Raw genomic sequence first — 22,572 nt, forward strand, 5'->3', positions numbered from 1 at the left:
CGCCGCGCCCCGGCGGGCCCGCCCAGGAGGCCTCGGAAGGGTCAGGCCGTGCGGGCGGCGCGGGCGTCCGCCATCCGCTGCTCGGCGATCCGGTCGGCCGCCGCGGCCGGCGGGATGCCGTCTGCCTTCGCGCGAGCAAAGATTTCGAGCGTGGTGTCGAAGATCTTCGTGGCCTTGGCCTTGCAGCGGTCGAAGTCGAAGCCGCGCAGCTCGTCGGCGACCTGGATCACCCCGCCCGCGTTGACCACGTAGTCGGGCGCGTAGAGGATCCCGCGGTCCGAGAGGTCCTTCTCGATGCCGGGGTGGGCGAGCTGGTTGTTCGCCGCACCGCAGACGATCTTGGCGGTGAGGGCCGGCACCGTCTCGTCGTTCAGGGCGCCGCCGAGCGCGCAGGGGGCGTAGATGTCCAGGCCCTCCACGCGGATCAGGGCCTCCGTGTCGGCGACCGCGGTGACCTTGCCCGGGTGCTTGTCGAGGATGCGGCGGACGGAGTCTTCGCGCACGTCCGTGATCACGACCTCGGCGCCGTCCTCCAGGAGGTGCTCGACGAGGTAGTGGCCCACCTTGCCGACACCCGCCACGGCGACCTTGCGGCCGCGCAGGGTCGGGTCGCCCCACAGGTGCTGGGCGCTGGCGCGCATGCCCTGGAAGACGCCGAAGGCGGTGAGTACCGAGGAGTCGCCCGCGCCGCCGTTCTCGGGGGAGCGGCCGGTGGCCCAGCGGGTCTCCCGGGCCACGATGTCCATGTCGGCCACGTAGGTGCCGACGTCGCAGGCCGTCACGTAGCGGCCGCCGAGGGACTCCACGAACCGGCCGTAGGCCAGCAGCAGTTCCTCGGACTTGAGGACGTCGGGGTCGCCGATGATCACGGCCTTGCCGCCGCCCAGGTCGAGGCCGGCCATGGCGTTCTTGTAGGACATGCCGCGCGAGAGGTTGAGCGCGTCCATGACGGCCTCCTCGTCGGAGGCGTACGCGTGGAAGCGCGTGCCGCCGAGGGCGGGGCCCAGGGCGGTGGAGTGGATGGCGATGACGGCCTTCAGGCCTGTGGCTCGGTCCTGGCACAGCACGACTTGCTCGTGGCCGCCCTGCTCCGTACGGAACAGGGTGTGCAGGACGCCGTCGGTCATTTCGGTCACGGTGGTGACTCCCATGGAAGAGATGCGGCGGAATGACGCCCGCCCTGCGGGTGGGGGAGGGCGTGCTGGGAGCAGCGTAAGACCTGTGGGGCGTCTGTGGTCGAGCTGTCCGGAGATCGGAACACTCCCGGGGGACGGCGGGCCCCGGCCGGCCGGGCGGAAGGGGTCCCGGAGGTGAACCGGACCCGCGAGAGGGGCAGGTACGAGAGCGTGAGCGAATCCCCTCCTTCCGCGCGCTCGGCGCCGACCGTTCCGTACGCCTCCTACCTGCGCGTCTACGAGCCCCTCGCGGCCTTTCCCGAGCCGGAGCGCACCCACTGGGCCGACTACGCCCGGCGCGGGGCCGCCCCGACCGCACAGGACGAACTGCGCAGATCGCTCACGGACTTGGTACGGGTGCCCGTGGTGGGGGTACCGGCGCACGAGAGCGCGGACGCGTTCACGGCCGAGGTCGACGGGGTGCTCCTGGTCTGCCCGTGGCGGACCAGGCTGCGCGGCTGGCTGGCGCTCCAGGAGCTCGTCGACCAGTTCCCGCGGCCGGTCCTGGACGCCGCGCTCCCGCCGGTGGCGCGCCGGCGGGCGACCGAGGAGTACGAGCGCTGGCGCGAGCGGAACCCGGACGCGCGCCCGTGGATCCGCACCGGGGTGTGGCAGGTCCCGCTGCGCTGGTTCGTGCTGGTGGCCGAGGAGGAGCGGGAGTACCTGCCGGGCGAGCGGCTGCGCTACCGGACGCCGATGGTGCAGGCGCGGCGGCGCCTCGCGCGGGCGCTGCGGACCCTGCGGGAGGCGGACGGATACGGGGCGCTCGCCGACGGCCTGGTGGAGGTGGGGAGCTGGCTGGAGGAGTTCCACCCGCGGTCGATGGTCGAACTGGACTACGGCGGGCTGCTGCACGCGCTGCCGGCGGCCGGGCTGGCGGCGGACCGGTCGGCCGCGGAGCTGGCGGCGGGGATCGCGGCCTTGCGCGCGGGGGACGCCGAGGGGGCGGCCGAGGCGTACGCGGAGCTCGCGGACCGGTGGCGGGCGGTCCGGGAGAGACTGTTCGCGAATTAGGCCGAGAGAGCGGATCATGCTGCGAGAGTCCACGCGCGACCCGTACGTACCGCTGCGTATCGGCCGATCGGTCATAAATGGCTGATCAGAGGCTTGATCATGGCATTTGGGACGTAGTACCAGGACCTACGTCCCGATACGGGCCATTGGCCCAAGCGTGACGGACCGCACTATCTACACCCTTGCGCCCTTCCCCTACCCTCGTGCCAAAATAGGACAAGGAGTCCGGGGAGGGTTCCTTCCGTCCAACTAAGGGCGGAATGCTCGGCATTGCGCTCTACGGGGGGTCTGACGACTCCTGATCGCTCTGTGACTGATCGTCACAGTGGGGTGACTGTCCGTTATGGGACGGTCCATCGGCTTCCGCCGCTGATGAACACCTCGGAGGGCAATTCCGTCGGTTTGGCCCTTGGGGCTGGACGGATGGTGTAGTTGTAGTGCCGAGGACAAGCCGTTCGTCCTATAACCGACTCGGCCCGCGTATGTCCATTTCGGGCAACGCGGGCCAAGGTGCAGAATTTAGAGGAAAGAACCGAGATGGTTCGGTTCTCCCGAGGAGGCCGCTCATGACCGCTCGCACCCCTGATGCCGAGCCGCTGCTGACCCCGGCTGAGGTTGCCACGATGTTCCGCGTGGACCCGAAGACGGTCACCCGCTGGGCCAAGGCTGGCAAGCTCACGTCCATCCGCACCCTGGGTGGACACCGCCGTTACCGCGAGGCCGAGGTTCGCGCACTGCTTGCGGGAATTCCGCAGCAGCGCAGCGAGGCCTGAGGTTCAGCAGCACCACGTAGCACCCCGTTTTAACGGGTCTATATCGGGTCCCCCAATCCGATGAAACCCACATAGCTTCATACGGCCGGACCTGCCCCAACAGGTCTCAGTCGTTCGATCGCGCTGGACTCCGCCGGGTCCAGCGCGATCTTTTTTATGCCCAGGTCAGGGCGGTCTCGGGCTGGCGCGGGACCCCCGGCGGGGGTGGGTGCCATTGCACATATTAAATCGAGCACGCGTATGGGCGCGATAAATGTGTGAGTCTCAAAAACTCGTGCGGTGACTCCCGTCACAGATGATCACTCTTGTATTTCCGGTAATGCACCCCGTAAGGGGATGTGCGCCGTCGGACGCATCATGCGAAAGGGGGATTCTGGCGGCGGCCCCTCCGGCACCGCCGACCCGGGAGGGGCGCCGTGAAGGCCCGAACGACCCAGGGCGGGACGACGAGCCACCCGGCACGACTTCGGCGGCTCCAACGGCCCCTGAGAGCCCTTTGAACGGCCCTGGGGGGTGGCCTGGCGGGATCGCGGGCCCGCCGGCCCATCCCTTCCCGTCAACGCGTCAGGGCCCGTATCCCCTGGGGGGATACGGGCCCTGACGTTTGTTGCGATCCTGACGGGACTTGAACCCGCGACCTCCACCTTGACAGGGTGGCGAGCTAACCAACTGCTCCACAGGACCTTGATTCGCGGCCGCCGGGCGGCTGCGAATCAGACTGTACAGCAGCTCAGGGGGTGCGGTCGAACCCGATCAGGGGGCCGCCGCGTCCACGGCCTTCACGATCCGCTTGTCGGAGATCGGATACGCCGTCCCGAGCGCGTGGGCGAAGTAGCTCACCCGCAGCTCCTCGATCATCCAGCGGATGTCCGTGACCGAGGCCGGCACCGGCCGGCCCTTCGGCAACTGCTCCAGGAGCCAGGCGTACTCGTCCTGCATCTCATGGACCTTCTCCATGCGCGTGGTGTCGCGCTGGACGCCCGTGGGCATCTGCTGGAGCCTCCGGTCCGCCGCCACCAGGTAGCGCATCAGGTCCGGCAGCCGGCGCAGGCCGGTGAGCGTGACGAAGCCGGCCGGCATGAGGGCCGCCAGCTGCGTCTTCACGTCCTGGATGTTGGCCACCAGAGCCAGGCTGCCCGTGGCCTTCAGGCGGCGCTCACAGGCCTGCCAGGCGGCCAGCACCTGCTGCACCTGGCCGATGGTGCGGACGGTCGTGTCCACCAGGTCGGCGCGGACGGCCTCGTAGAGCTTGCGGAAGCCCGCCTCGTCCCAGGCCGGGCCGCCGTGGTCGGCGATCAGCTTGTCGGTCGCGGCCGTCGCGCAGTCGTCGAACAGCGCCTGGATGGAGCCGTGCGGGTTCCTGGACAGGGCCAGCTTCTGCTGGTTCGTGAGGTGGTCGGAGGCGAACTTCGCCGGGTTCACCGGGATGTTGAGCAGGATCAGTCGCCGGGTGCCCAGCCACATCGCCTGCTGCTGCTCGGCCTCCGTGTCGAAGAGCCGTACGGAGACGCTCCTGCCCTCGTCCACCAGCGCCGGGTACGCCTTCACCGGCTGGCCGGCCCGCCGGGTCTCGAAGACCTTGGTCAGCGTGCCGATGGTCCAGTCGGTCAGCCCGGTGCGCTCCACCGACTCCCCGCCCGCCCGCTCGGCGGTGGCCGCGGCGGCCTTGGACAGCGCCTGGCGTGCCTTCGGCTTCAGCTTCAGGCGCAGCGCCTCCAGGTCCTTGTCCTCGGCGAGGTTCTTGCGGCGCTCGTCGACGATCCGGAAGGTGATCTTCAGGTGGTCCGGGATGCGGGTCAGGTCGAAGTCCTCGGCCGAGACCGGGACCCCCACCATCCGCTGGAGCTCGCGCGCCAGGGTGACGGGCAGCGGCTCCCGCAGCGGCGTCGCCGTCGCGAGGAACCGGGTCGCGAAGTTCGGCGCGGGCACGTAGTGCCGGCGGATCGGCTTCGGGAGGGACCGGATCAGCTCGGTGACGACCTCTTCCCGCAGACCGGGGATCTGCCAGTCGAAGCCCTCGTCGGTGACCTGGTTCAGCACCTGGAGCGGGATGTGCACGGTCACGCCGTCCGCGTCCGCGCCCGGCTCGAACTGGTAGGTCACCCGGAACTTCAGCTGCCCCTGCCACCAGGAGTCCGGGTAGTCGGCCTTGGTGACCCCGGCCGCCTTCTCGGTCAGCAGCATCTCGCGTTCGAAGTCGAGGAGTTCGGGCTCCTCGCGCTTCTTGTGCTTCCACCAGGAGTCGAAGTGCGCCCCGGACACCACGTGTTCGGGGATCTTCTGGTCGTAGAAGTCGAAAAGGGTCTCGTCGTCGACCACGATGTCCCGGCGCCGGGCCCGGTTCTCCAGCTCCTCCACCTCGGTGAGGAGCTTGCGGTTGTCGGCGTAGAACTTGTGGTGCGTGCGCCAGTCGCCCTCGACCAGCGCGTTGCGGATGAACAGCTCGCGCGAGACCTCGGGGTCGATCCGGCCGTAGTTGATCTTCCGCTGGGCCACGATCGGCACGCCGTACAGCGTGACCTTCTCGTACGCCATCACGGCCGCCTGGTCCTTCTCCCAGTGCGGCTCGCTGTACGTGCGCTTGATCAGGTGCTGCGCGAGCGGCTCCACCCACTCCGGCTCCACCTTGGCGTTGACCCGCGCCCACAGCCGCGAGGTCTCCACCAGCTCGGCCGACATCAGGAACTTCGGCTGCTTCTTGAACAGCGCGGAGCCCGGGAAGATCGCGAACTTGGCGGACCGCGCCCCCAGGTACTCGTTCTTGTCGGTGTCCTTCAGCCCGATGTGCGAGAGCAGACCTGCCAGCAGCGAGATGTGGACGCTCGTCTCGGGGGCATCCGCTTCGTTGACGTGGATCCCCATGCCCTTGGCGACCGTACGCAGCTGCGAGTAGATGTCCTGCCACTCGCGGATCCGCAGGAAGTTCAGGTACTCCTGCTTGCACATCCGGCGGAAGGAGGACGAGCCGCGCTCCTTCTGCTGCTCGCGGACGTAGCGCCACATGTTCAGGAAGGAGAGGAAGTCGCTCGTCTCGTCCTTGAAGCGGGCGTGGTTCTGGTCCGCCTGGGTCTGCTTGTCCGACGGGCGCTCGCGCGGGTCCTGGATCGACAGGGCCGCCGCGATGACCATGACCTCGCGGACGCAGTTGTTCTTGTCGGCCTCGATGACCATGCGGGCCAGCCGCGGGTCCACGGGCAGCTGGGAGAGCTGGCGGCCCATGGGCGTCAGCTTCTTGCGGGGGTCCTTCTGCGCCGGGTCGAAGGCGCCGAGCTCCTGGAGGAGCTGCACGCCGTCGCGGATGTTGCGGTGGTCCGGCGGGTCGATGAAGGGGAACTTCTCGATCTCGCCGAGGCCGGCCGCGGTCATCTGGAGGATGACGGAGGCCAGGTTGGTGCGCAGGATCTCGGCGTCCGTGAACTCCGGACGGGCGAGGAAGTCGTCCTCGGAGTACAGCCGGATGCAGATGCCGTCCGAGGTACGGCCGCAGCGGCCCTTGCGCTGGTTGGCGCTGGCCTGCGAGATCCGCTCGATGGGCAGGCGCTGGACCTTGGTGCGGTGGCTGTAGCGGGAGATGCGGGCGGTGCCCGGGTCGATCACGTACTTGATGCCCGGGACGGTGAGGGAGGTCTCGGCGACGTTCGTCGCGAGGACGATCCGGCGGCCCGTGTGCTGCTGGAAGACGCGGTGCTGCTCGGCGTGCGAGAGCCGGGCGTAGAGGGGGAGGACCTCCGTGAAGCGGAGCTTCTTCTTGATCAGCGCGTCCGCGGTGTCGCGGATCTCGCGCTCGCCGGAGAGGAAGACCAGGATGTCGCCCGCGCCCTCGCCCTGGAGCTCGTCCACCGCGTCGCAGATCGCGGTGATCTGGTCGCGGTCGCTCTCTTCGCTGTCCTCTTCGAGCAGCGGGCGGTAGCGGACCTCCACCGGATACGTCCGGCCGCTGACCTCGACGATCGGGGCGTCGCCGAAGTGGCGGGAGAAACGCTCCGGGTCGATGGTCGCCGAGGTGATCACGACCTTGAGGTCGGGGCGCTTCGGGAGCAGCTGGGCCAGGTAGCCGAGCAGGAAGTCGATGTTGAGGCTGCGTTCGTGGGCCTCGTCGATGATGATCGTGTCGTAGGCGCGCAGCTCGCGGTCCGTCTGGATCTCGGCGAGCAGGATGCCGTCGGTCATGAGCTTGACGAAGGTCGCGTCCTGGTCCACCTGGTCGGTGAAGCGGACCTTCCATCCGACCGTCCGGCCGATCTCCGACTTCAGCTCCTCGGCGATCCGCTCCGCGACGGTGCGGGCGGCGATCCGGCGGGGCTGCGTGTGCCCGATCATGCCGCGGACCCCGCGGCCCAGCTCCATGCAGATCTTGGGGATCTGCGTGGTCTTGCCGGAGCCGGTCTCGCCCGCGACGATCACGACCTGGTGGTCGCGTATCGCCTCGGCGATCTCGTCCTTCTTCTGGCTGACGGGCAGGTTCTCGGGATACGTGACCTCGGGCATCCGCGAGGCACGGCCGGCCAGTCGCTCGGCGGCCTTCGCGGCCTCCGCGGCGATCTCGTCGAGCACGGCCTGCTTGGCCTCGGGCTTGCGGATGCGGCGGGCGCCTTCGAGGCGGCGGCCGAGGCGGTGCGCGTCACGGAGGGAGATCTCACCGAGAAGCGTCTGCAGGGCGGCGAAGGAAGTAGACATACCTGGTCGAGGATCTCACCTGGGCCGGGCGGGTGGCGAACGCATTTGTGCCCCTCCCCGTACCATTTCGGGACGAGTCCCCCAGTTGTGTGAGTGAGAGGCAGCCCACCCGTGTCCCGCCGTCGCCGTACGTGGTGCCTGCTGGCAGCCGTGCTCGCGATCCTCCTGGGCACCCGTGCCCCTGCCCTGGCCGGGCCGGTGGATGCCGGCCCGGGCCCGCGCCCGGCTTCCGCCTCGGCCCGGGCGGCCGATCCGGCCCCTGCCCCGCAGAAGGGCCCCGCCTGCGACCCGACCGGTCCGGATCGGGGTGGTGTGCCCGGCGTGCCGGTGCGGGTCGGTGGTGATCACGGGCAGCTTCCGGCGGGGGCGGGCGTGCCCGAGGGGCCGCGTGCCCAGCGGGCGATGCCCGTACGGGCACTCGTACGGGGGCCGGACCGGGCGGCGCCGGGGCCGGTGGAGCTCGCGGTGATGCGGGTGTAGGGGGCGGCCGCGCCCGTCCCCTGCACACCCGTAAAACGCGTAGCCCTGGAGCACCCGTATGTCCTCTTCCACCCGCAAGCCGCTGCTGATCTCCGCCGGGGTCGCCCTCGCCGCCGTCACCCTCGGCCTCGTCTCCTGGCAGGCCACCGCCCCCGCGGACAAGCCCGACCGGTCCGCCTCGGCCTCCGCGCCCCAGGCGGACCCGGCGGCGGAGCTGAAGGCGCTCGCCCGCCGCGAGGCCGGCGACAAGCTCGCCCTCGGCCGCGCCGACGCGCCCGTCGTCCTGATCGAGTACTCCGACTTCAAGTGCGGCTACTGCGGCAAGTTCGCCCGGGACACCGAGCCCGAGCTCGTGAAGAAGTACGTCGACGACGGCACCCTGCGCATCGAGTGGCGCAACTTCCCGATCTTCGGCGCCGAATCCGAGGCCGCCGCCAAGGCCGCCTGGGCCGCGGGGCAGCAGGACCGGTTCGCCCGGTTCCACGCGGCCGCGTACGCCGAGGGCTCCAAGGAGAAGGGCTTCGGCGAGGCCCGCCTCGTGGAGCTGGCCGAGCAGGCCGGCGTCCCCGACCTGGAGCGCTTCAAGAAGGACATGGCCGGCGAGCAGGCGGCCGCGGCCCTGCGGAAGGACCAGGACGAGGGCTACCGCATCGGCGTCAGCTCCACCCCGTCCTTCCTGGTCAACGGGCAGCCGATCGCCGGCGCCCAGCCCACCGCCGCCTTCGCGGCCGCCATCGCCAAGGCGAAGGCCCAGGCCCAGGCCGCCGGCTCGGCGAAGCAGTGACCGGCATGACCGACATCGGATACCTGGCCGCCCTGCTCGGCGGCCTCCTCGCCCTGCTCAGCCCGTGCAGCGCCCTGCTGCTCCCGGCCTTCTTCGCGTACTCGATTGACTCCGCCTCCCGGCTGCTGGCGCGCACCGGGATCTTCTACGCGGGCCTCGCGAGCACCCTCGTACCGCTGGGGGCGGCCTCCTCGACCGCCGGCCGGTTCTTCCACGGGCACCGAGACACGCTGGTCCTCGTCGGCGGCTGGCTGATCATCGCGCTCGGCCTCGCCCAGATCCTGGGCCTCGGCTTCGCAAGCCGGCGCCTCTCCGAGCTGTCGGGGCGGATCCGCCCGACGACCGCCCTGTCCGTGTACGCCCTCGGCGCGGTCTACGGCCTGGCAGGCTTCTGCGCCGGCCCGATCCTGGGCAGCGTCCTGACCGTGGCGGCGGTCAGCGGCAGCCCGGTCTACGGGGGCCTGCTGCTGGCGGTGTACGCGCTGGGGATGGCCGTACCGCTCTTCCTGCTGGCCCTGCTCTGGGAGCGCTTCGAGCTGGGCCGGCGGCGCTGGCTGCGCGGCCGGGCCGTCACCGTGGGCCGCTTCGGGCTGCACACCACCTCAGCCCTCTCCGGGCTGTTCTTCATCGCGCTCGGCACGCTGTTCCTCGTCTTCGACGGGGCGAGCGCGCTGCCGGGGCTGCTGGACGTGGACGACTCGTTCGCGGTGGAGCAGCGGGTCCGGTCCCTGGCGGACGGGGTCCCGGACTGGGCGCTGCTCGGCCTGGTCGCGGCGGGGGCGGCGGCCTTCGGCCTGGCGCGGTGGCGCCGCGGGGAAGGGGAGTAACCACAGAAGGCCCCGTCCGGAGACGGGGCCTTCTTGGTGGTGGCTGGGGCCGGGGTCGAACCGGCGACCTATCGCTTTTCAGGCGATCGCTCGTACCAACTGAGCTACCCAGCCACGAAACCGTTTCCGGTTTCAGCGATCCTGACGGGACTTGAACCCGCGACCTCCACCTTGACAGGGTGGCGAGCTAACCAACTGCTCCACAGGACCTTGCAGTGCGCGAGAACAAGTCTCGCACACGGTAATGCGTACCCCCAACGGGATTCGAACCCGTGCTACCGCCTTGAAAGGGCGGCGTCCTGGGCCACTAGACGATGAGGGCTAAAGGCCCGCCTGGGCGCTTTCCAGCGCGTCGGGGACGTGAGAAGCATATGGGATCCGGGGAGCTATCGCCAAAACGGTTTCTCCCGGCCAAGCGGGAGGCGCCTCCACTGGAGGGACAATGACGGCGTGCTGGAGATGACGCGCGAGGAGTTCGAAGAGCTCGTCGCAGAGGCCCTGGACCGCATCCCGCCGGAGCTGACGCGGCTGATGGACAACGTGGCGGTGTTCGTCGAGGACGAGCCGCCGGCCGACGATCCCGAGCTGCTCGGGCTGTACGAGGGGACCCCGCTGACGGACCGCGGCGAGTGGTACGCCGGGGTGCTGCCGGACCGGATCACCATCTACCGGAACCCCACGTTGCGGATGTGCGAGGACCGGGAGAGCGTGGTCGCCGAGACGGAGGTCACCGTGGTGCACGATATCCCGTCGTACACCTCTTCGAGTGAGGATTCCCCTGTTCAGGTGACTCTCGCGGCCTGAGCGGGCCGCCCCGGATCAGCCCCAGCCCAGCTCGTGAAGCCGCTCGTCATCGATGCCGAAGTGGTGGGCGATCTCATGGACCACGGTCACGGCAACCTCGTGAACAACGTCTTCCGGGCTCTCGCACATCCGGAGCGTCGGCCCCATGTAGATCGAGATGCGGTCCGGGAGGACTCCGGCGTACCACTCGCCCCGCTCAGTGAGCGGAGTCCCTTCGTAGAGCCCCAGAAGCTCCGGGTCGTCCGCCGGGGGCTCGTCCTCGACGAACACCGCCACGTTGTCCATGATCCGCGTCAGCTCAGGCGGGATCGTGTCCAGGGCGTCGGACACCAGCTCTTCGAAGGCTTCTCGCGTCATCTCCAGCACAGGGCCATTCTCCGTGAGCGACATCACTTCCGGAGCTACCGTGCCCGCCCGTCTGGGAGCTGGAGCGGGCTCACCTGTGCTGAGGACACCGGCACGGCGGGAACTCATCCCCCCACCCCTGCCAGTAGCCCTCTCGCCGGAACCGAGCCACAGCGACGGGATCACGGGACAGAAGCTGAACGGGCTCTCCTGATCGGAAGATCCGCACCGGGCCAGCCGAGCCCCCGCTGACTACCCGGACCGTCAGCCGGGGCCGCCCGCTCACCGGACCCGCTCCACCACGGCGACTTCCGAGAACTCCCGGAGGAAGGTCATGTGGCCGGTCCGGCCGGTGTGCTGGATGCACATGTCGGTGCACACGTCCGCGTTCCCCGTCGGCGCGGCAGTCCACTGACAGTCCGGGCTCAGGCAACGCGCCGTAGCCGTCGTTTCCGCTGAGGGGTGGCGGTGCATGACGTAGCTGACGTACCGGAGCACGGCTCTCACGCTCATGCCGCTCCCTCGGGATGCGGATGGTTCCGGAGCTCCACGTTGCAATCGCTGACTGTGGAGTGGTCGCCGCGGAGGCGGGCTTCCCGGCGCTGTACCGCAAGGGCGCCGCAGACCCCGCAGCCGGCCACCGGTACGGGCTCCGGATCAGTTCGCAACGGCAGCTCTACCGGGGATTGCGCATACGTGATCGCCTTCACGGGGCCGCTCCTCGTGTCGTCCGTGTAGCGACCACGCTAGGAACGCCGGAGCTGCGCCTCCCAGCGGATTGCACGAGGTTGCACAGCCATCACCTGAGAGTCTGGATGGCCCTCGTGATCAGCGCGCGGGCCTTCGCCCCGTAGACGGCCATGTCGGCCAGTTCGGTGAATGTGTCCGCGTACGCGGCAACCTCGCTCGGCTGGGTCAGCGTGAGGTAGCCGGAGACCAGCTCGATGTTGACCTGTGCGGTGTCGAAGATCCAGAACCCTTCCACCGGCATCCGGGAACGCTCGGTTCGTGTGGGGACCACGCCCAGGCTGACGGTGGGCAGTGAGCCCACCGTGAGGAGATGGCGGAGCTGTTCCTCCTGCACATCCGAACCGCCGATCCCGTTCCGCAAGACCCATTCCTCAACCAGGAACGCGAAGCGTCGAGCACCCTCGTAGAGCACGCGCTGACGCTCCATGCGGACTGCGACGGCATCCGCCACGTCGTCCACTTCGACCCGTCGCCGTTGGACGGCACGCAAGACGGCTTCGGTGTAGCCGTAGGTCTGGATCAGCCCCGGGATGAACCACGAGGAGTAGGCGCGAAACCGGCGGGTTCGCTCGAAGAGCGGCAGTCGGGCTTCCTGGGCCTGCTTGAGGCCGGCGCGCTCCATGCGCCGCCAGCCGATCCACATGTCCTCGACGGTCCGCAGAGAGGCGATCAGATCGTTCGTCTGCGCCTCGGCACCGCACGCCTGACACCACGCTCGGATGTCGTCGGCGGACGGGGGAGTGCGGGCATTCATGATCCGGGAGGACTTCGACGGATGCCACCCGCACAGCCGGGCGAGATCGCGTCCACTCAGCCCGGCATCCCGGCACAGCTCAGCGAGACGGTTCGCCAAAGCCTGCCGGGCTTGCTGGGCACTCGAAGAGGGAGAGACAGCCATAGTGGTGACCGGTCAGCGCGGCTTGTACTCCTCGTGCGGAATAGCGCGTTGCCACACAGCCTCAAAAGCTGTGGTGCACAGGCTCAACCTCTCGGGGTCGTCGGTGTACTCCCGCCCGTCCTCGTCCAACTGGCCGTCCCCGGTGAAGTGGTGGAAGAGGGCTTGCGCCCCATCGAAGACCCAGAAGTCCGTACCCGGCAAGGCCAGGTCCGTCGTCTGTCGCCGGGGAAGCCACCGGACCAACTCACCCGCAGCGATGTTCGTGAACGTGCAGTCGTACTCGTACCGGATGTAGTCACTGATGGGTTCCGAGATGATGCGGGCCCGGCGGACCACGACCCCGCGGGCCGTCGCGGCCGTCACGGCGTCGTGCCAGCCGCCCCACCACGAAGACCGGTCGGACGGTTCAAGGCGCGCGCCCTGCTGCCACGCGATGAACTCGGGATCGTCGCGCATGTAGCTGTCGCGCAACTCAAGATGCACGGCAGAGTGCCGGGCCTGGGCCAGTGCGTTACGCGCGGGTGGCTGCACTTCCTGCCTCTCCGATGCCGTCCGGGCGCGGGATGTACTTCAGCATCACCGCGGGGAGCCTGATGATCGTTTCGTGGTCCGGCACATCGGTGGAGTGGCCCGGGATCGAACCGATCTCTTGGCATGCCTTCACCTCTTCCTCAGTCGCCTTGTACGACTGAATCAGGAGGTCGCCGGTCTCTTCGTCGAGCCAGATCGTCGGAGACTCGTCGGTCGGCGTGTTGGGGATGATGCCGAGGAACTTTAGGTTCACGATCGCTCCCGCTGTCGAGTCGGTTGCATGAGCGTGCACGAGCCTCACCCCTGTGGCTGACGGGCGCAAGAGGGCGTGCGGACAAGGTGGTTGAGCCTTCCAGCCGCACGACGAAGCCCCCGACAGCCACCCGGTACGGGTAGCCATCGGGGGCTTCGGGGGTGCTTCACGGGGCTTAGCGGCCCACTAAGGGTGCCTTTCTCAGGGGTGCGGAACGGGCTTTGCCCAGGTCAGACAGCGCCCAGGGCCCAAAAAAGGAGCCGCACCCAGGGCGCGTTTTCCGAGCTGGGGCCGGGATCGCCGGCGGGCACGCGCGGGAACTTCCGGACCGCTCTCCCCCTCCCCTCTTTCGGAAGGGAAATGCCTCGCGCTCTTCAACTACATCGACGGCTTCTACAACCCCCGCCGCATCCAGGAACGACTCGGCTACCTCAGCCCCATCGAGTTCGAGGAGAAGCACTACGCCAACCAGGCAGGCACCGAACAACTGAATCTGAAACCACGTCAACCCGCCCTGACCAGCTAGTCAACCACTCCCGCACAGCGGGGGAACCTCACCCACACGAGCGACACAGCACATGCACAGGCTCACTTGCGGGAAGCCATGGCTAGGCAACCTGCCAAAGAGAGGAAAGGCCGTTCATGCGTCGCATCACTGCCGTCATCGTCGGAGCAGTCGCGATTGTCGCGTTCTCCGCTTCGACAGCTAGCGCTTCAGGTTTTGACAACCTCATGCACACCGCCGGGAGTGCCATCGGTGGCCTTTGGGGAACCGTTGTCCCGAACATCGCCACCCAGGCCGCCATCCAGGGTGCCGCCGGCGTCTGAGGCCCCGCGTACTCAGAAGGGAAGACCCGCGTAGCCCAGGTCCACGCGGGTCTTCGCCTTGTGGCACGGGCGGCACAGCACCTGAACGTTGCCGTCCACGTCCTCACCACCGCGCGACAGGGGAACCACGTGGTCCACGTCAGTCGCGGCACCGTGGGCAGAGGATCACCCAGGCATCCGACTTGGCTTCACGCTGAGCGTCAGTCGGCAGGCGGTCTCTCAGCGCGTAAGAGAAGCGCGGGCATGCGCGGCAGTGGGCGGGAACCCACTGGCGGTCATCCCCACTGTGGGACACCCGGCCGTCCGGCCTGATCCATGCCGGTCTCATCCATGAAGGCCACTCGCTCAGGTCCTCGTTGGTGCCGGGGACAGTGCGGGCCTTGAGCGCGAGCAGTGTCCGGCCGTCGCTCCGGTGGCCAGTCGCCACCTGCCGAGCCCAGCCCTTTTCGATCAGATGCCCGGCCACGTCGGAGTGGCACGCAATGCGCATCCCAGCACCTACCGACGCACGGTCGATGCGCACGCCGGTAGTCAATTCAACGATCACGTGCGACCAGTTCCGCAAGCTCAGCGGAGACCAGCCACTCAGCCTCGCTCTGGGGGACCTCGTAGGTCTGGCCGTTCTCCAGAACACGAGACGGGATGCCGTCAGAGGTCGGGCTGTAGGACATGTAGCCGATCATTCGGATGGTCACTGCCAGGTTGGTGGTGTTGAAATAAGGCATTCGGGCAGCTCCTCTTTACGCGGAAATGGTGATCTTGCAGACGGCGGCGGCGTTCGGGACAGCGATGGCGGCACGGGCGATGGCGCGCACCGCAGTGCCGTCCTTGAGGAAGCCGAACTGATCGGAGATCTGGAATCCCGCGTCCTTGCGCCATACGGCGAATATTTGGTCCGCCTCATAGGCGAGAACGGTCGTGACCGGCATGAAGGACGAGATCCACACCGGAACGCCCAGAATCGAGCGCTGAACACCGGCCGTGGGTGAACCAGCGGACTCGCTCAGGAGGGGCTTCAGGGAACCCGATGCTTCACGCAGTGCCATGAGGTCGGCCCAGGTGGTCGGGTGCATCACGACCGCCGTTGCCTTCGAGTTCACCGCTTCGAGCTTCCCGAACGCGGCAACGAAGGCGTCAAGGTCCTTGAACCCTCCCGTGACCGCGTGTTTCTGGATTCCCGGCGTGTTCGCGATTCCCACGAAGCCCTTGTTGGCGCCCGTGCCCAACAGGGCCTCGCGGTCGAAGCCCAGAGAGAGCGACCGCATCAATGACTTGGCAACAGGGTCCAGGAACGCCGAACCACCATCGTCCATGAGCTCATTGGCGAGCATGTCAGCGGCGGCAATCTTCTTCGGTGTGACCTTCAGCGGCTCTGCTCCGAAGCCACCGGTAGGGAGGTCATCCAGCTCGCCCACGAACCCCGCAGTGAAGTCGGATCGAATCACGGGAAACGAGTAGGTCTCTGCGTTTGTCTGCACCCGGTTCACGCCCGATGCCATCACGACGGACTGAGGGGCCAGGAGGTCTACGAGCTTCTTCGCCATCTCCTCGGGGCTGAATGCCTTGCCGGTGCTCGGTGTCGTGATGCCGCGGGCGATGTCGAGAGAGCGAGCCAGAAGCTCACCCGGAATGGCGGCCGTCATGCGGTCTTCCTTCGGTTCGTGCCTGCGGGTCGTACCCATGAGCTGGAGCGGAAACGTGGCCTGCATCGCGCGCTCTTCAGCGGCGGCTGCCTCAAGGTGCCGCTTCACCGCCGCGTCAGCGGTGGCGATTCCCCCAAGGAGTTCCTTCTCTGTCTTCCGCTCCGAGGGGGAAAGGGAGCGCTTGGAGCCGAGGTCCAGCCTGTTCAAGAGGTCTGTATATTCGTCGCGCTTCGCCATATGCGCGCGCGCTCGTTCGGCGTGGGACAAGGTTGTTCCTTCCTCCCGGACACAAGGAAGCCGACCTCCCTGAGAGGGTCGGTCGGCGGAAACTTCGCGAGAGGAAGCGCCTCTCACCTGTATCAGTAAGCGTCTACGCGGCCTTGGCCTGCGCGCGGCTCTTTGCCGCCCATTCGCGCTTCCGCTGCCGGTTCCGCTCAGCGCGGCATTCCTCCGAGCACATCAGCGGCCAACGGCGCTTCTGTCCTTCGGGGCGTCTCTGTTCGTACGTCTTGCCGCACACTTCGCACTCGCCGGTGAAGACCTTCACGCCGCCCACCACGCGGATCCTGCCGCCGTTCGTCCTCCATGACAGGGGGCGCGCTTCCCGACGCCGAATGATCAGGCGGGACCGGAGCACGTCTGTGCGCAGCGCGGGAGGGAAGTCCCACAGGGGCCGGAACGGGTCGGCTATGAGCCGGTAGGGGCCACGGGCGAAGCCGGCGCGCACGACCACCGGGCCGTTGACTCCGGCCATGAATCGGGCGGTGTCCCATTCCATCCATGCCCTGCGGACTTCGGGGGCGACGTGTTCCGTGAGCTCGTCCGCTGTACCGATCACCGCGTCGATCTCAGTTTCTGTGACGCCGGTCGGGTTGTAGTACACAAGACCTCCAGTGCGGGAATGAAGAAGCCCCGGACTGGGAGCCGGGGCAGGCATGGGGGCCGATGGCGGTCAGCAGGGACCGCAGTGGTGACGAAGTGACGAAGTGCCGCTAGATCGCGGTTACCTCTATAGATATGTGTTTCTTAGTTCTATGCATGGATTAGAACTAATCGTCATTCCGTCACTTCGTCACCGCCCTCATCCATGGACTGGGGAGTCGGTTGCCTCCCCTCGCTGGGCAAGGGGAAGCCCCGTCCCTCCGGCGGGGAGGAACGGGGCTGTGCGGCCGTCTGAGGGCCTGTGAGGACTTACGCGGGCTCGGGCTTGGTGTCGGCCTCAGGGAGCGTCGTGGGGAACTTCAGGTCCTCCGGCTGTTCTTCCCCGACCCACCAGAAGCGGAAGCGGCCGATCGTCGGGCGGACTCCGGTCTTGCGGGCCTTGATCACCCAGGCGCGTTCCAACACGAGTCCGACGATCTCGCGGCGTTCGGCAAGGAGCCACTCCTCCCACGCCTCGATGAAGAGGGCGGTGTCCCGCAAGAACGTGATGTCGAGTGCCTGTCCCGTGGGGAGATCGTTCAGCTCCCGCTCGTAGCCGTCCAGCCGGTCGTTGCTCTCGTCGTACCGGCGCTTGAAGCGGGCCTCACCGCGAGAGCCCTGGAAGAGGCCGTTCAGCTTCTCGTCCTCCAGGCGGTCAAGGAACTGTTCCTCCTCCAAGATCAGCGCCTCAAGCTGGGAGCGGCGGGCCTTGCGGTCCGGGTGCTGCATGTCGGCCCAGCGCTGGGCGATGGCCAGGACCGCCGGGTCATCGTCGGCAAGAGCGCCGAGACGGTTGATCATCGCTTCGGTCACCAGGGCGTCCGCGTGGGTGCCCTTGATCAGCACGCCGGGGCACCGGCCGCTGAAGTGGCGCCGAATGCACCGGTAGCGCGGCCAGACCTCACCGTTCCGCACGAACGCCGTGTCGTACGACATCCGGGAGCCGCACCCGGCACAGTGCAGGTAGTCCGACAGGAGTCCGGTCACAGCCCGGCCCGTCTCCTTGGACTTCGTGCCCGGTGTGGCGTCCCTGGTCCAGTGGACCGGAACACGGCTGCCGAACATTGACCGCAAGCGGGTGTGGTCCGCGAAGCTGATGATCTCCTTGCTGACCCGGACCATCTCGCCGGTCAGGCTGTGGCGGTAGACCTCGCCCTTGTGGGGCAGGTACCCGGCCATTGTGGGAGAGATCACAAGCTGTCGGACGGCTGGCCACGACCATGAGTTCGGGGTCTTGAGCGGCTTCTCCCGGAGCTTCTGCGCCTTGATCGGTTCGCCCTTGGCCTCAAGCTGGGTGATCCGCAGCTTCCGGCTGGCCCAGCGCGGAGAGTCGTAGCCCTGATCGTTCAGCCACTTCGCCACGGACCGCAGGGACTGACCGTCCAAGAGCTTGGCGACCACGGCGCGGATGATCTCCGACTCCTCCGGGTGTGGGGTGAGCTTCCGCTCCGGCGTGACGATGAAGCCGTACGGGCGGCTGCCCATCCAGCGGCCTCCGTCCCGCTCGTCCGCCCGGAGGTCGGTGACCCGGATGGACGTGTTCTTGGATTCCTTGTGGGCTTGGTGCGCGGCCAGTGTGAGCTGGATCTCCCAGCCCTCGTTATTGGAGTCGATGCCGTCCGCGATGGAGATGAAGCGGCAGCCCGTCTCGTAGACGATCCGGATGATCTCCGACGCTTGCGGGATGCCCTGGCGGGTCGCCCGGTCCACCTTGAAGACGATCAGGACGTCCGCCAGGCGCTCCCGGAGCATGGCGAGCGCCGCGTCCCAGTCGGGGCGGTTCACGTACGCGTGGAAGCCGGACTTGTCCTCGTCCTTGAAGACCTTGATCACTTCCGCGCCCAGGTTATCGGCCCGGCCACGGCCGGCCTTCTCCTGGCGGGGGATGGACGTGGACGTGTCCGTGAGATCCGAGATCCGCAGGTACAGAATCGCGCGCAGGATGGCGGCGGCACGCGAGAATGGCTCTCGTGGTGACATTCAAACCTCCCCTTACCCCGCTGACCAGCCTAAATCCTGGGTCGGACAAGGTGTCTGGCGGGTGTTCCTGCGTGCACGAGATCGCCCACCACTTCGGGATCGACGACGAGCGGCTGCACGCGCTGGGCTACGGATGACGCGGCCGGTCGAGGGCGCCGAGGCGATCGACCCGGACGTCGACCTGCACGTGCCCGCGCAGGCCGCCGAGCCGCAGGGCCGGGTGCTCGCGGCGGTGGCGGCCGGCGGGGCGGTCGGGGCCTCGGCGCGGTACGGGATCTCCCTGCTGTGGCCGGCCGGGCCCGGGGCCTTCCCGTGGGCGACCTTCTGGATCAACGTGGCCGGCTGCGCGCTGATCGGCGTACTCATGGTGCTGATCGGCGAGGGCGGGCGCTCGGCGCATCCGCTGGTGCGGCCCTTCGCCGGGACCGGGGTGCTCGGCGGGTTCACCACCTTCTCGGCCTACGCGGTGGACTTCTCGCGGCTCCTGGACGAGGGGGAGGCGCCGGTCGCGCTGGCGTACGCCGGGCTCACGGTGGTGGCGGCGCTGGGGGCGGTGTGGGCTGCGGCCTCGGTGACGCGGTTGGTGGTCGGGGGCCGGTTCCGGCGTCGGCCGGGGGCCCGGTGAACTGGCTGGTCGTGGTCCTGGGCGCGGTCGTCGGGGCCCCGCTGCGCTATCTGACGGACCGTGCGGTGCAGGCCCGGCACGACGCCGTCTTCCCCTGGGGCACCCTCGTGGTCAACGCGGCCGCCTGCCTGGCGCTCGGCGCGCTGGCCGGCGCGGCCCTGGCCGGGGCCTCCTCCGCGCGGCTGGACCTGCTGCTGGGGACCGGGCTGTGCGGGGCGCTGAGCACGTACTCGACGTTCTCGTACGAGTCCCTGCGGCTGGCCGAGAGCGGCCGGAGATTCCTCGCGGGGGCGAACGTGGCGGTATCGGTGCTGGTCGGGCTGGGCGCCGTACACCTCGGGTCGCAGGTGGCGCGGCAGCTGTTCGGCTGAGGGCGTGTCTCTTACGGGTCAAAGGGAGTTGGGCACATTGACCCGCTCATGCGGACTCTCACCCCCAGGCTCCGGAGGTGCCCCAGTGCGCCAGTTGTCCGCTTCCCTCCGACTGGCCGTCACCGCGCTCGCGGTCGCGGCGACGGCGGGCTGCATGAGTGTCGGCGAGGACGCGGCGAAGCCCGGGCCCTCCTCCGCCGCGGACCGCAAGGCCGGCGCCGGGTCGGGGGGAGGCGCCGCGGGGCGGGGCTCCGGGGTCCACGGCAACGGCCACGGCACGAAGGACGCCACGGGGAGCCCGGACGGCAGGGCCAAGGAGGACGGCAAGGCGTCCGGCGCGACCGGGGGCTCGCCCAGTCCGGGTGCGACGGGCGCCGGACCCGGAGCGCCCTCGCCGTCGGCGGGACCGGGCGGCGGGGCGGGCGGCCAGGGCCCCCAGCAGCCGCCCTCCGGGGGCTCCGGCGGGTCCGGTGGATCGGGCGGCTCCGGGGGCTCGGGCGGCTCGGGTGGCTCCGGCGGCGGCCAGCCGACCAGCGCGCCGACCCCCGAACCGCCGGCTCCGACGCCTTCCCCTGTGACGGAAACCACTCCTCCGCCGAGCCCGCAGCCGGAGCCGACCACCCAGCCCGTACCGCAGCCGTAGCCCCGGTCGTGCCTTTGTCACAGTCGGCCGGGCTGGCGGTGTCTGCGCAGGTCAGGGCCGTTTCGGCGGAGTGACTTGCCAGACCCGGGGGAGGGTGCGTATGGTTATAGATCGTTTGATCCCATTGCCCGGCGCCGAATCCGAAGAGCGCCGCGTGGCGCGTACTCTCCCTAGCCGTGGCTGACCGCATTGAGGCGGTCGATTTGCGATTCACGGAGTTTGGGCGCGTGCCGAGACTCCGGAAGGTTTCGCATTTCGCATGTCCATTTCCAGTTCTGACCGTTCCGTCATGCCCGAGAACGACTCCACCGAGATCGTCGACGAGGCCATCGCGGCCATCGAGGCGGACGAGATCATCGAGTCCCTCGAGGACTCCACCGACTTCGACGCGGACGGTGAGACCGACGCCGACGCCGAGCCCACCGTCACCTTCGGCGACCTCGGTCTGCCCGAGGGCGTCGTGCGCAAGCTCGCGCAGAACGGCGTCACCACCCCCTTCCCGATCCAGGCCGCGACCATCCCGGACGCCCTGGCCGGCAAGGACATCCTCGGCCGCGGCCGCACCGGCTCCGGCAAGACCCTCTCCTTCGGTCTGCCGACCCTGGCCCGCCTGGCCGACGGCCACACGGAGAAGAAGAAGCCCCGCGCGGTCATCCTCACCCCGACCCGTGAGCTCGCGATGCAGGTCGCGGACGCCCTCCAGCCCTACGGCGACGTCCTCGGCCTGAAGATGAAGGTCGTCTGCGGCGGTACCTCCATGGGCAACCAGATCTACGCCCTGGAGCGCGGTGTCGACATCCTCGTCGCCACCCCCGGCCGTCTGCGCGACATCATCAACCGCGGCGCCTGCTCCCTGGAGAACGTCGAGGTGGCGGTCCTCGACGAGGCCGACCAGATGGCCGACCTGGGCTTCCTGCCCGAGGTCACCGAGCTGCTCGACCAGGTCCCGGCCGGCGGCCAGCGCATGCTCTTCTCCGCCACGATGGAGAACGAGATCGGCACCCTGGTCAAGCGCTACCTGTCGAACCCGGTCAGCCACGAGGTCGACAGCGCCCAGGGCAACGTCACGACCATGACCCACCACGTCCTCGTCGTGAAGCCGAAGGACAAGGCGCCGGTCACGGCCGCCATCGCCGCCCGCAAGGGCCGCACCATCATCTTCGTCCGCACCCAGCTGGGCGCCGACCGCATCGCCGAGCAGCTCGTCGAGGCCGGCGTGAAGGCCGACGCGCTGCACGGCGGCATGACGCAGGGCGCCCGTACCCGCGTCCTCGCCGACTTCAAGGACGGCTACGTCAACGCGCTCGTCGCGACCGACGTCGCCGCCCGCGGCATCCACGTCGACGGCATCGACCTGGTCCTGAACGTGGACCCGGCCGGCGACCACAAGGACTACCTGCACCGCTCGGGCCGTACCGCCCGCGCCGGCAAGTCGGGTGTCGTGGTCTCCCTCGCCCTGCCGCACCAGCGCCGCCAGATCTTCCGCCTGATGGAGGACGCGGGCGTCGACGCCTCGCGCCACATCGTCCAGGGCGCCGGCGCCTTCGAGCCGGAGGTCGCCGAGATCACCGGTGCGCGTTCGCTGACCGAGGTCCAGGCCGACTCCGCGAACAACGCCGCCAAGCAGGCCGAGCGCGAGGTCGCCGAGCTCACCAAGCAGCTGGAGCGCCTGACGCGCCGTGCCGCCGAGCTGCGCGAGGAGGCCGACCGCCTGGTCGCCCGCTCCGCGCGTGAGCGCGGCGAGGACCCGGAGGCCGCTGTCGCCGAGGTGGCCGAGGCCGCCGAGGCCGAGGTCGCGGCTGCCGCCGCTGCCGCTGCCGCCGAGCTGGCCGCGCAGGAGCGCCGCGAGGAGAACCGCGCCCAGCGTGACGACCGCGGCAACTACGAGCGCCGTGACAACCGCGGTGGCGACCGTGGTGACCGTGGCGGCTTCCGTCGCGACGACCGTGGCGACCGCGGTGGCGACCGTGGTGGTTTCCGTCGTGACGACCGCGGCGACCGTGGCGGTGACCGTGGTGGTTTCCGTCGTGACGACCGTCCGTCCGGTGGTTTCCGTTCCGGTGGTGACCGTCCGTCCGGTGGTTTCCGCCGTGACGACCGCCCCTCGGGTGGCTTCAACCGCGATGACCGCGGTGACCGCGGTGACCGTGGCGGCTTCCGTCGTGACGACCGTCCGTCCGGTGGTTTCCGTTCCGGTGGTGACCGTCCGTCCGGTGGTTTCCGCCGTGACGACCGCCCCTCGGGTGGCTT

At 69.0% G+C, this 22,572-nt stretch carries 23 protein-coding genes, 4 tRNA genes and 2 pseudogenes; 13 read left to right on the forward strand and 16 right to left on the reverse strand.

The genetic code is table 11. The features are described from left to right. Positions 1–41: 41 nt before the first annotated feature. Entirely contained in the window at positions 42–1,136 is a 1,095-nt protein-coding gene (locus ACGFYU_RS15210; RefSeq protein WP_393827737.1) for a Leu/Phe/Val dehydrogenase, read from the reverse strand. A gap of 210 nt (positions 1,137–1,346) precedes the next feature. Between ACGFYU_RS15210 and ACGFYU_RS15215 the strand changes: the two genes are divergently transcribed. Together ACGFYU_RS15215 and bldC are read left to right on the forward strand one after the other, a co-directional pair. Continuing rightward, positions 1,347–2,189, forward strand: coding sequence for a hypothetical protein (locus tag ACGFYU_RS15215; protein ID WP_393827738.1), 843 nt, complete (start codon positions 1,347–1,349; stop codon positions 2,187–2,189). Positions 2,190–2,755: 566 nt separating this feature from the next. Next, the gene (gene bldC / locus ACGFYU_RS15220) at positions 2,756–2,962 is read left to right on the forward strand and encodes a developmental transcriptional regulator BldC (protein ID WP_003949541.1); all 207 of its coding nucleotides are present in this window, start codon (positions 2,756–2,758) and stop codon (positions 2,960–2,962) included. A gap of 610 nt (positions 2,963–3,572) precedes the next feature. On the opposite strand, the gene ACGFYU_RS15225 is transcribed toward bldC, so the two are convergent. Next, positions 3,573–3,646: transfer RNA gene (locus ACGFYU_RS15225), tRNA-Asp, on the reverse strand. A gap of 69 nt (positions 3,647–3,715) precedes the next feature. Continuing rightward, complete coding sequence (gene hrpA / locus ACGFYU_RS15230) at positions 3,716–7,639, reverse strand: ATP-dependent RNA helicase HrpA (protein ID WP_393827739.1); 3,924 nt, start codon at positions 7,637–7,639, stop codon at positions 3,716–3,718. 111 nt (positions 7,640–7,750) lie between these two features. Here hrpA and ACGFYU_RS15235 point away from each other — a divergent pair, with 111 nt between their 5' ends. The 3 genes from ACGFYU_RS15235 to ACGFYU_RS15245 are packed head-to-tail and all read left to right on the forward strand — an operon-like array spanning position 7,751 to position 9,730. Further along, positions 7,751–8,119 (forward strand): hypothetical protein, encoded by a 369-nt coding sequence (locus ACGFYU_RS15235; protein ID WP_393827740.1) that lies wholly within the window; start codon positions 7,751–7,753, stop codon positions 8,117–8,119. 58 nt (positions 8,120–8,177) lie between these two features. Then, positions 8,178–8,903: a thioredoxin domain-containing protein gene (locus ACGFYU_RS15240; protein WP_393827741.1), complete on the forward strand. Its 726-nt coding sequence runs from the start codon at positions 8,178–8,180 to the stop codon at positions 8,901–8,903. Positions 8,904–8,908: 5 nt separating this feature from the next. Then, a complete protein-coding gene (locus ACGFYU_RS15245) occupies positions 8,909–9,730 on the forward strand; it encodes a cytochrome c biogenesis CcdA family protein (RefSeq protein ID WP_393827742.1) in 822 nt (273 codons plus the stop codon). Between the two features lie 37 nt (positions 9,731–9,767). Here the strand turns inward: ACGFYU_RS15245 and ACGFYU_RS15250 are convergent. From ACGFYU_RS15250 to ACGFYU_RS15260, 3 genes are all read right to left on the reverse strand, one after another. Next, positions 9,768–9,844, reverse strand: a tRNA-Phe gene (locus ACGFYU_RS15250). 22 nt (positions 9,845–9,866) lie between these two features. Further along, positions 9,867–9,940, reverse strand: a tRNA-Asp gene (locus ACGFYU_RS15255). Positions 9,941–9,979: 39 nt separating this feature from the next. Further along, a tRNA-Glu gene (locus tag ACGFYU_RS15260) sits at positions 9,980–10,052 on the reverse strand. 128 nt (positions 10,053–10,180) lie between these two features. Here ACGFYU_RS15260 and ACGFYU_RS15265 point away from each other — a divergent pair. After that, positions 10,181–10,534, forward strand: coding sequence for a metallopeptidase family protein (locus ACGFYU_RS15265; RefSeq protein ID WP_365924514.1), 354 nt, complete (start codon positions 10,181–10,183; stop codon positions 10,532–10,534). Between the two features lie 15 nt (positions 10,535–10,549). Here ACGFYU_RS15265 and ACGFYU_RS15270 read toward each other — a convergent pair whose 3' ends face one another. The 5 genes from ACGFYU_RS15270 to ACGFYU_RS15290 form a co-directional block, all read right to left on the reverse strand. After that, a complete protein-coding gene (locus ACGFYU_RS15270) occupies positions 10,550–10,900 on the reverse strand; it encodes a metallopeptidase family protein (protein ID WP_365924516.1) in 351 nt (116 codons plus the stop codon). 261 nt (positions 10,901–11,161) lie between these two features. Beyond that, complete coding sequence (locus ACGFYU_RS15275; protein ID WP_393827743.1) at positions 11,162–11,392, reverse strand: hypothetical protein; 231 nt, start codon at positions 11,390–11,392, stop codon at positions 11,162–11,164. A gap of 286 nt (positions 11,393–11,678) precedes the next feature. Next, positions 11,679–12,527 carry a helix-turn-helix domain-containing protein gene (locus ACGFYU_RS15280; protein WP_393817877.1) on the reverse strand — a complete coding sequence of 283 codons (849 nt, stop codon included), beginning with the start codon at positions 12,525–12,527 and terminating at the stop codon, positions 11,679–11,681. A 12-nt stretch (positions 12,528–12,539) separates the two neighbouring features. Beyond that, entirely contained in the window at positions 12,540–13,058 is a 519-nt protein-coding gene (locus ACGFYU_RS15285) for a DUF6879 family protein (protein WP_365924520.1), read from the reverse strand. Further along, on the reverse strand, positions 13,039–13,311 hold the full coding sequence (locus tag ACGFYU_RS15290; protein ID WP_393827744.1) for a hypothetical protein: 273 nt from the start codon (positions 13,309–13,311) through the stop codon (positions 13,039–13,041). Before ACGFYU_RS15290 ends, ACGFYU_RS15285 begins: the two co-directional genes overlap by 20 nt. A gap of 376 nt (positions 13,312–13,687) precedes the next feature. Between ACGFYU_RS15290 and ACGFYU_RS15295 the strand changes: the two are divergent. After that, positions 13,688–13,837 (forward strand): annotated as a pseudogene (locus ACGFYU_RS15295) (IS3 family transposase); the annotation flags it as partial. Between the two features lie 116 nt (positions 13,838–13,953). Then, positions 13,954–14,139: a hypothetical protein gene (locus ACGFYU_RS15300; RefSeq protein WP_393827745.1), complete on the forward strand. Its 186-nt coding sequence runs from the start codon at positions 13,954–13,956 to the stop codon at positions 14,137–14,139. Between the two features lie 12 nt (positions 14,140–14,151). Here ACGFYU_RS15300 and ACGFYU_RS15305 read toward each other — a convergent pair whose 3' ends face one another. The 5 genes from ACGFYU_RS15305 to ACGFYU_RS15325 form a co-directional block, all read right to left on the reverse strand. Continuing rightward, positions 14,152–14,277, reverse strand: coding sequence for an HNH endonuclease signature motif containing protein (locus ACGFYU_RS15305; RefSeq protein WP_365924524.1), 126 nt, complete (start codon positions 14,275–14,277; stop codon positions 14,152–14,154). A 398-nt stretch (positions 14,278–14,675) separates the two neighbouring features. Continuing rightward, entirely contained in the window at positions 14,676–14,864 is a 189-nt protein-coding gene (locus ACGFYU_RS15310) for a hypothetical protein (protein ID WP_365924526.1), read from the reverse strand. Between the two features lie 15 nt (positions 14,865–14,879). Beyond that, complete coding sequence (locus ACGFYU_RS15315; protein ID WP_393827746.1) at positions 14,880–16,049, reverse strand: phage major capsid protein; 1,170 nt, start codon at positions 16,047–16,049, stop codon at positions 14,880–14,882. A gap of 103 nt (positions 16,050–16,152) precedes the next feature. Beyond that, complete coding sequence (locus ACGFYU_RS15320) at positions 16,153–16,665, reverse strand: hypothetical protein (RefSeq protein ID WP_393827747.1); 513 nt, start codon at positions 16,663–16,665, stop codon at positions 16,153–16,155. A 308-nt stretch (positions 16,666–16,973) separates the two neighbouring features. Then, entirely contained in the window at positions 16,974–18,683 is a 1,710-nt protein-coding gene (locus ACGFYU_RS15325; RefSeq protein WP_393827748.1) for a recombinase family protein, read from the reverse strand. A 71-nt stretch (positions 18,684–18,754) separates the two neighbouring features. Between ACGFYU_RS15325 and ACGFYU_RS15330 the strand changes: the two are divergent. The 5 genes and pseudogenes from ACGFYU_RS15330 to ACGFYU_RS15350 all read left to right on the forward strand — a co-directional run. Next, positions 18,755–18,820: pseudogene (locus tag ACGFYU_RS15330) on the forward strand (metallopeptidase family protein); the annotation flags it as partial. Beyond that, positions 18,817–19,308 carry a CrcB family protein gene (locus ACGFYU_RS15335; protein WP_393827749.1) on the forward strand — a complete coding sequence of 164 codons (492 nt, stop codon included), beginning with the start codon at positions 18,817–18,819 and terminating at the stop codon, positions 19,306–19,308. The pseudogene ACGFYU_RS15330 and the gene ACGFYU_RS15335, both read left to right, overlap by 4 nt. Beyond that, a complete protein-coding gene (locus tag ACGFYU_RS15340; RefSeq protein WP_393827750.1) occupies positions 19,305–19,679 on the forward strand; it encodes a fluoride efflux transporter FluC in 375 nt (124 codons plus the stop codon). The genes ACGFYU_RS15335 and ACGFYU_RS15340 overlap by 4 nt, the downstream gene beginning before the upstream one ends. Positions 19,680–19,764: 85 nt before the next feature. After that, entirely contained in the window at positions 19,765–20,322 is a 558-nt protein-coding gene (locus tag ACGFYU_RS15345; protein ID WP_393827751.1) for a hypothetical protein, read from the forward strand. 289 nt (positions 20,323–20,611) lie between these two features. Then, positions 20,612–22,572: DEAD/DEAH box helicase (locus tag ACGFYU_RS15350; RefSeq protein WP_393827752.1), on the forward strand; the 1,961-nt coding region annotated here is incomplete at its 3' end.

The organism is Streptomyces sp. NPDC048337, assembly GCF_043201175.1.
Taxonomy (GTDB): Bacteria; Actinomycetota; Actinomycetes; order Streptomycetales; family Streptomycetaceae; genus Streptomyces.

What these genes read in the sequence shown, in the direction of transcription:
- ACGFYU_RS15335 (WP_393827749.1), top strand. Translation starts at nt 18,817, where the DNA reads ATGACGCGGCCGGTCGAGGGCGCCGAGGCGATCGACCCGGACGTCGAC.
- bldC (WP_003949541.1), top strand. Translation starts at nt 2,756, where the DNA reads ATGACCGCTCGCACCCCTGATGCCGAGCCGCTGCTGACCCCGGCTGAG.
- ACGFYU_RS15300 (WP_393827745.1), top strand. Translation starts at nt 13,954, where the DNA reads ATGCGTCGCATCACTGCCGTCATCGTCGGAGCAGTCGCGATTGTCGCG.
- ACGFYU_RS15275 (WP_393827743.1), bottom strand. Translation starts at nt 11,392, where the DNA reads ATGAGCGTGAGAGCCGTGCTCCGGTACGTCAGCTACGTCATGCACCGC.
- ACGFYU_RS15310 (WP_365924526.1), bottom strand. Translation starts at nt 14,864, where the DNA reads ATGCCTTATTTCAACACCACCAACCTGGCAGTGACCATCCGAATGATC.
- ACGFYU_RS15245 (WP_393827742.1), top strand. Translation starts at nt 8,909, where the DNA reads ATGACCGACATCGGATACCTGGCCGCCCTGCTCGGCGGCCTCCTCGCC.
- ACGFYU_RS15325 (WP_393827748.1), bottom strand. Translation starts at nt 18,683, where the DNA reads ATGTCACCACGAGAGCCATTCTCGCGTGCCGCCGCCATCCTGCGCGCG.
- ACGFYU_RS15280 (WP_393817877.1), bottom strand. Translation starts at nt 12,527, where the DNA reads ATGGCTGTCTCTCCCTCTTCGAGTGCCCAGCAAGCCCGGCAGGCTTTG.
- ACGFYU_RS15240 (WP_393827741.1), top strand. Translation starts at nt 8,178, where the DNA reads ATGTCCTCTTCCACCCGCAAGCCGCTGCTGATCTCCGCCGGGGTCGCC.
- hrpA (WP_393827739.1), bottom strand. Translation starts at nt 7,639, where the DNA reads ATGTCTACTTCCTTCGCCGCCCTGCAGACGCTTCTCGGTGAGATCTCC.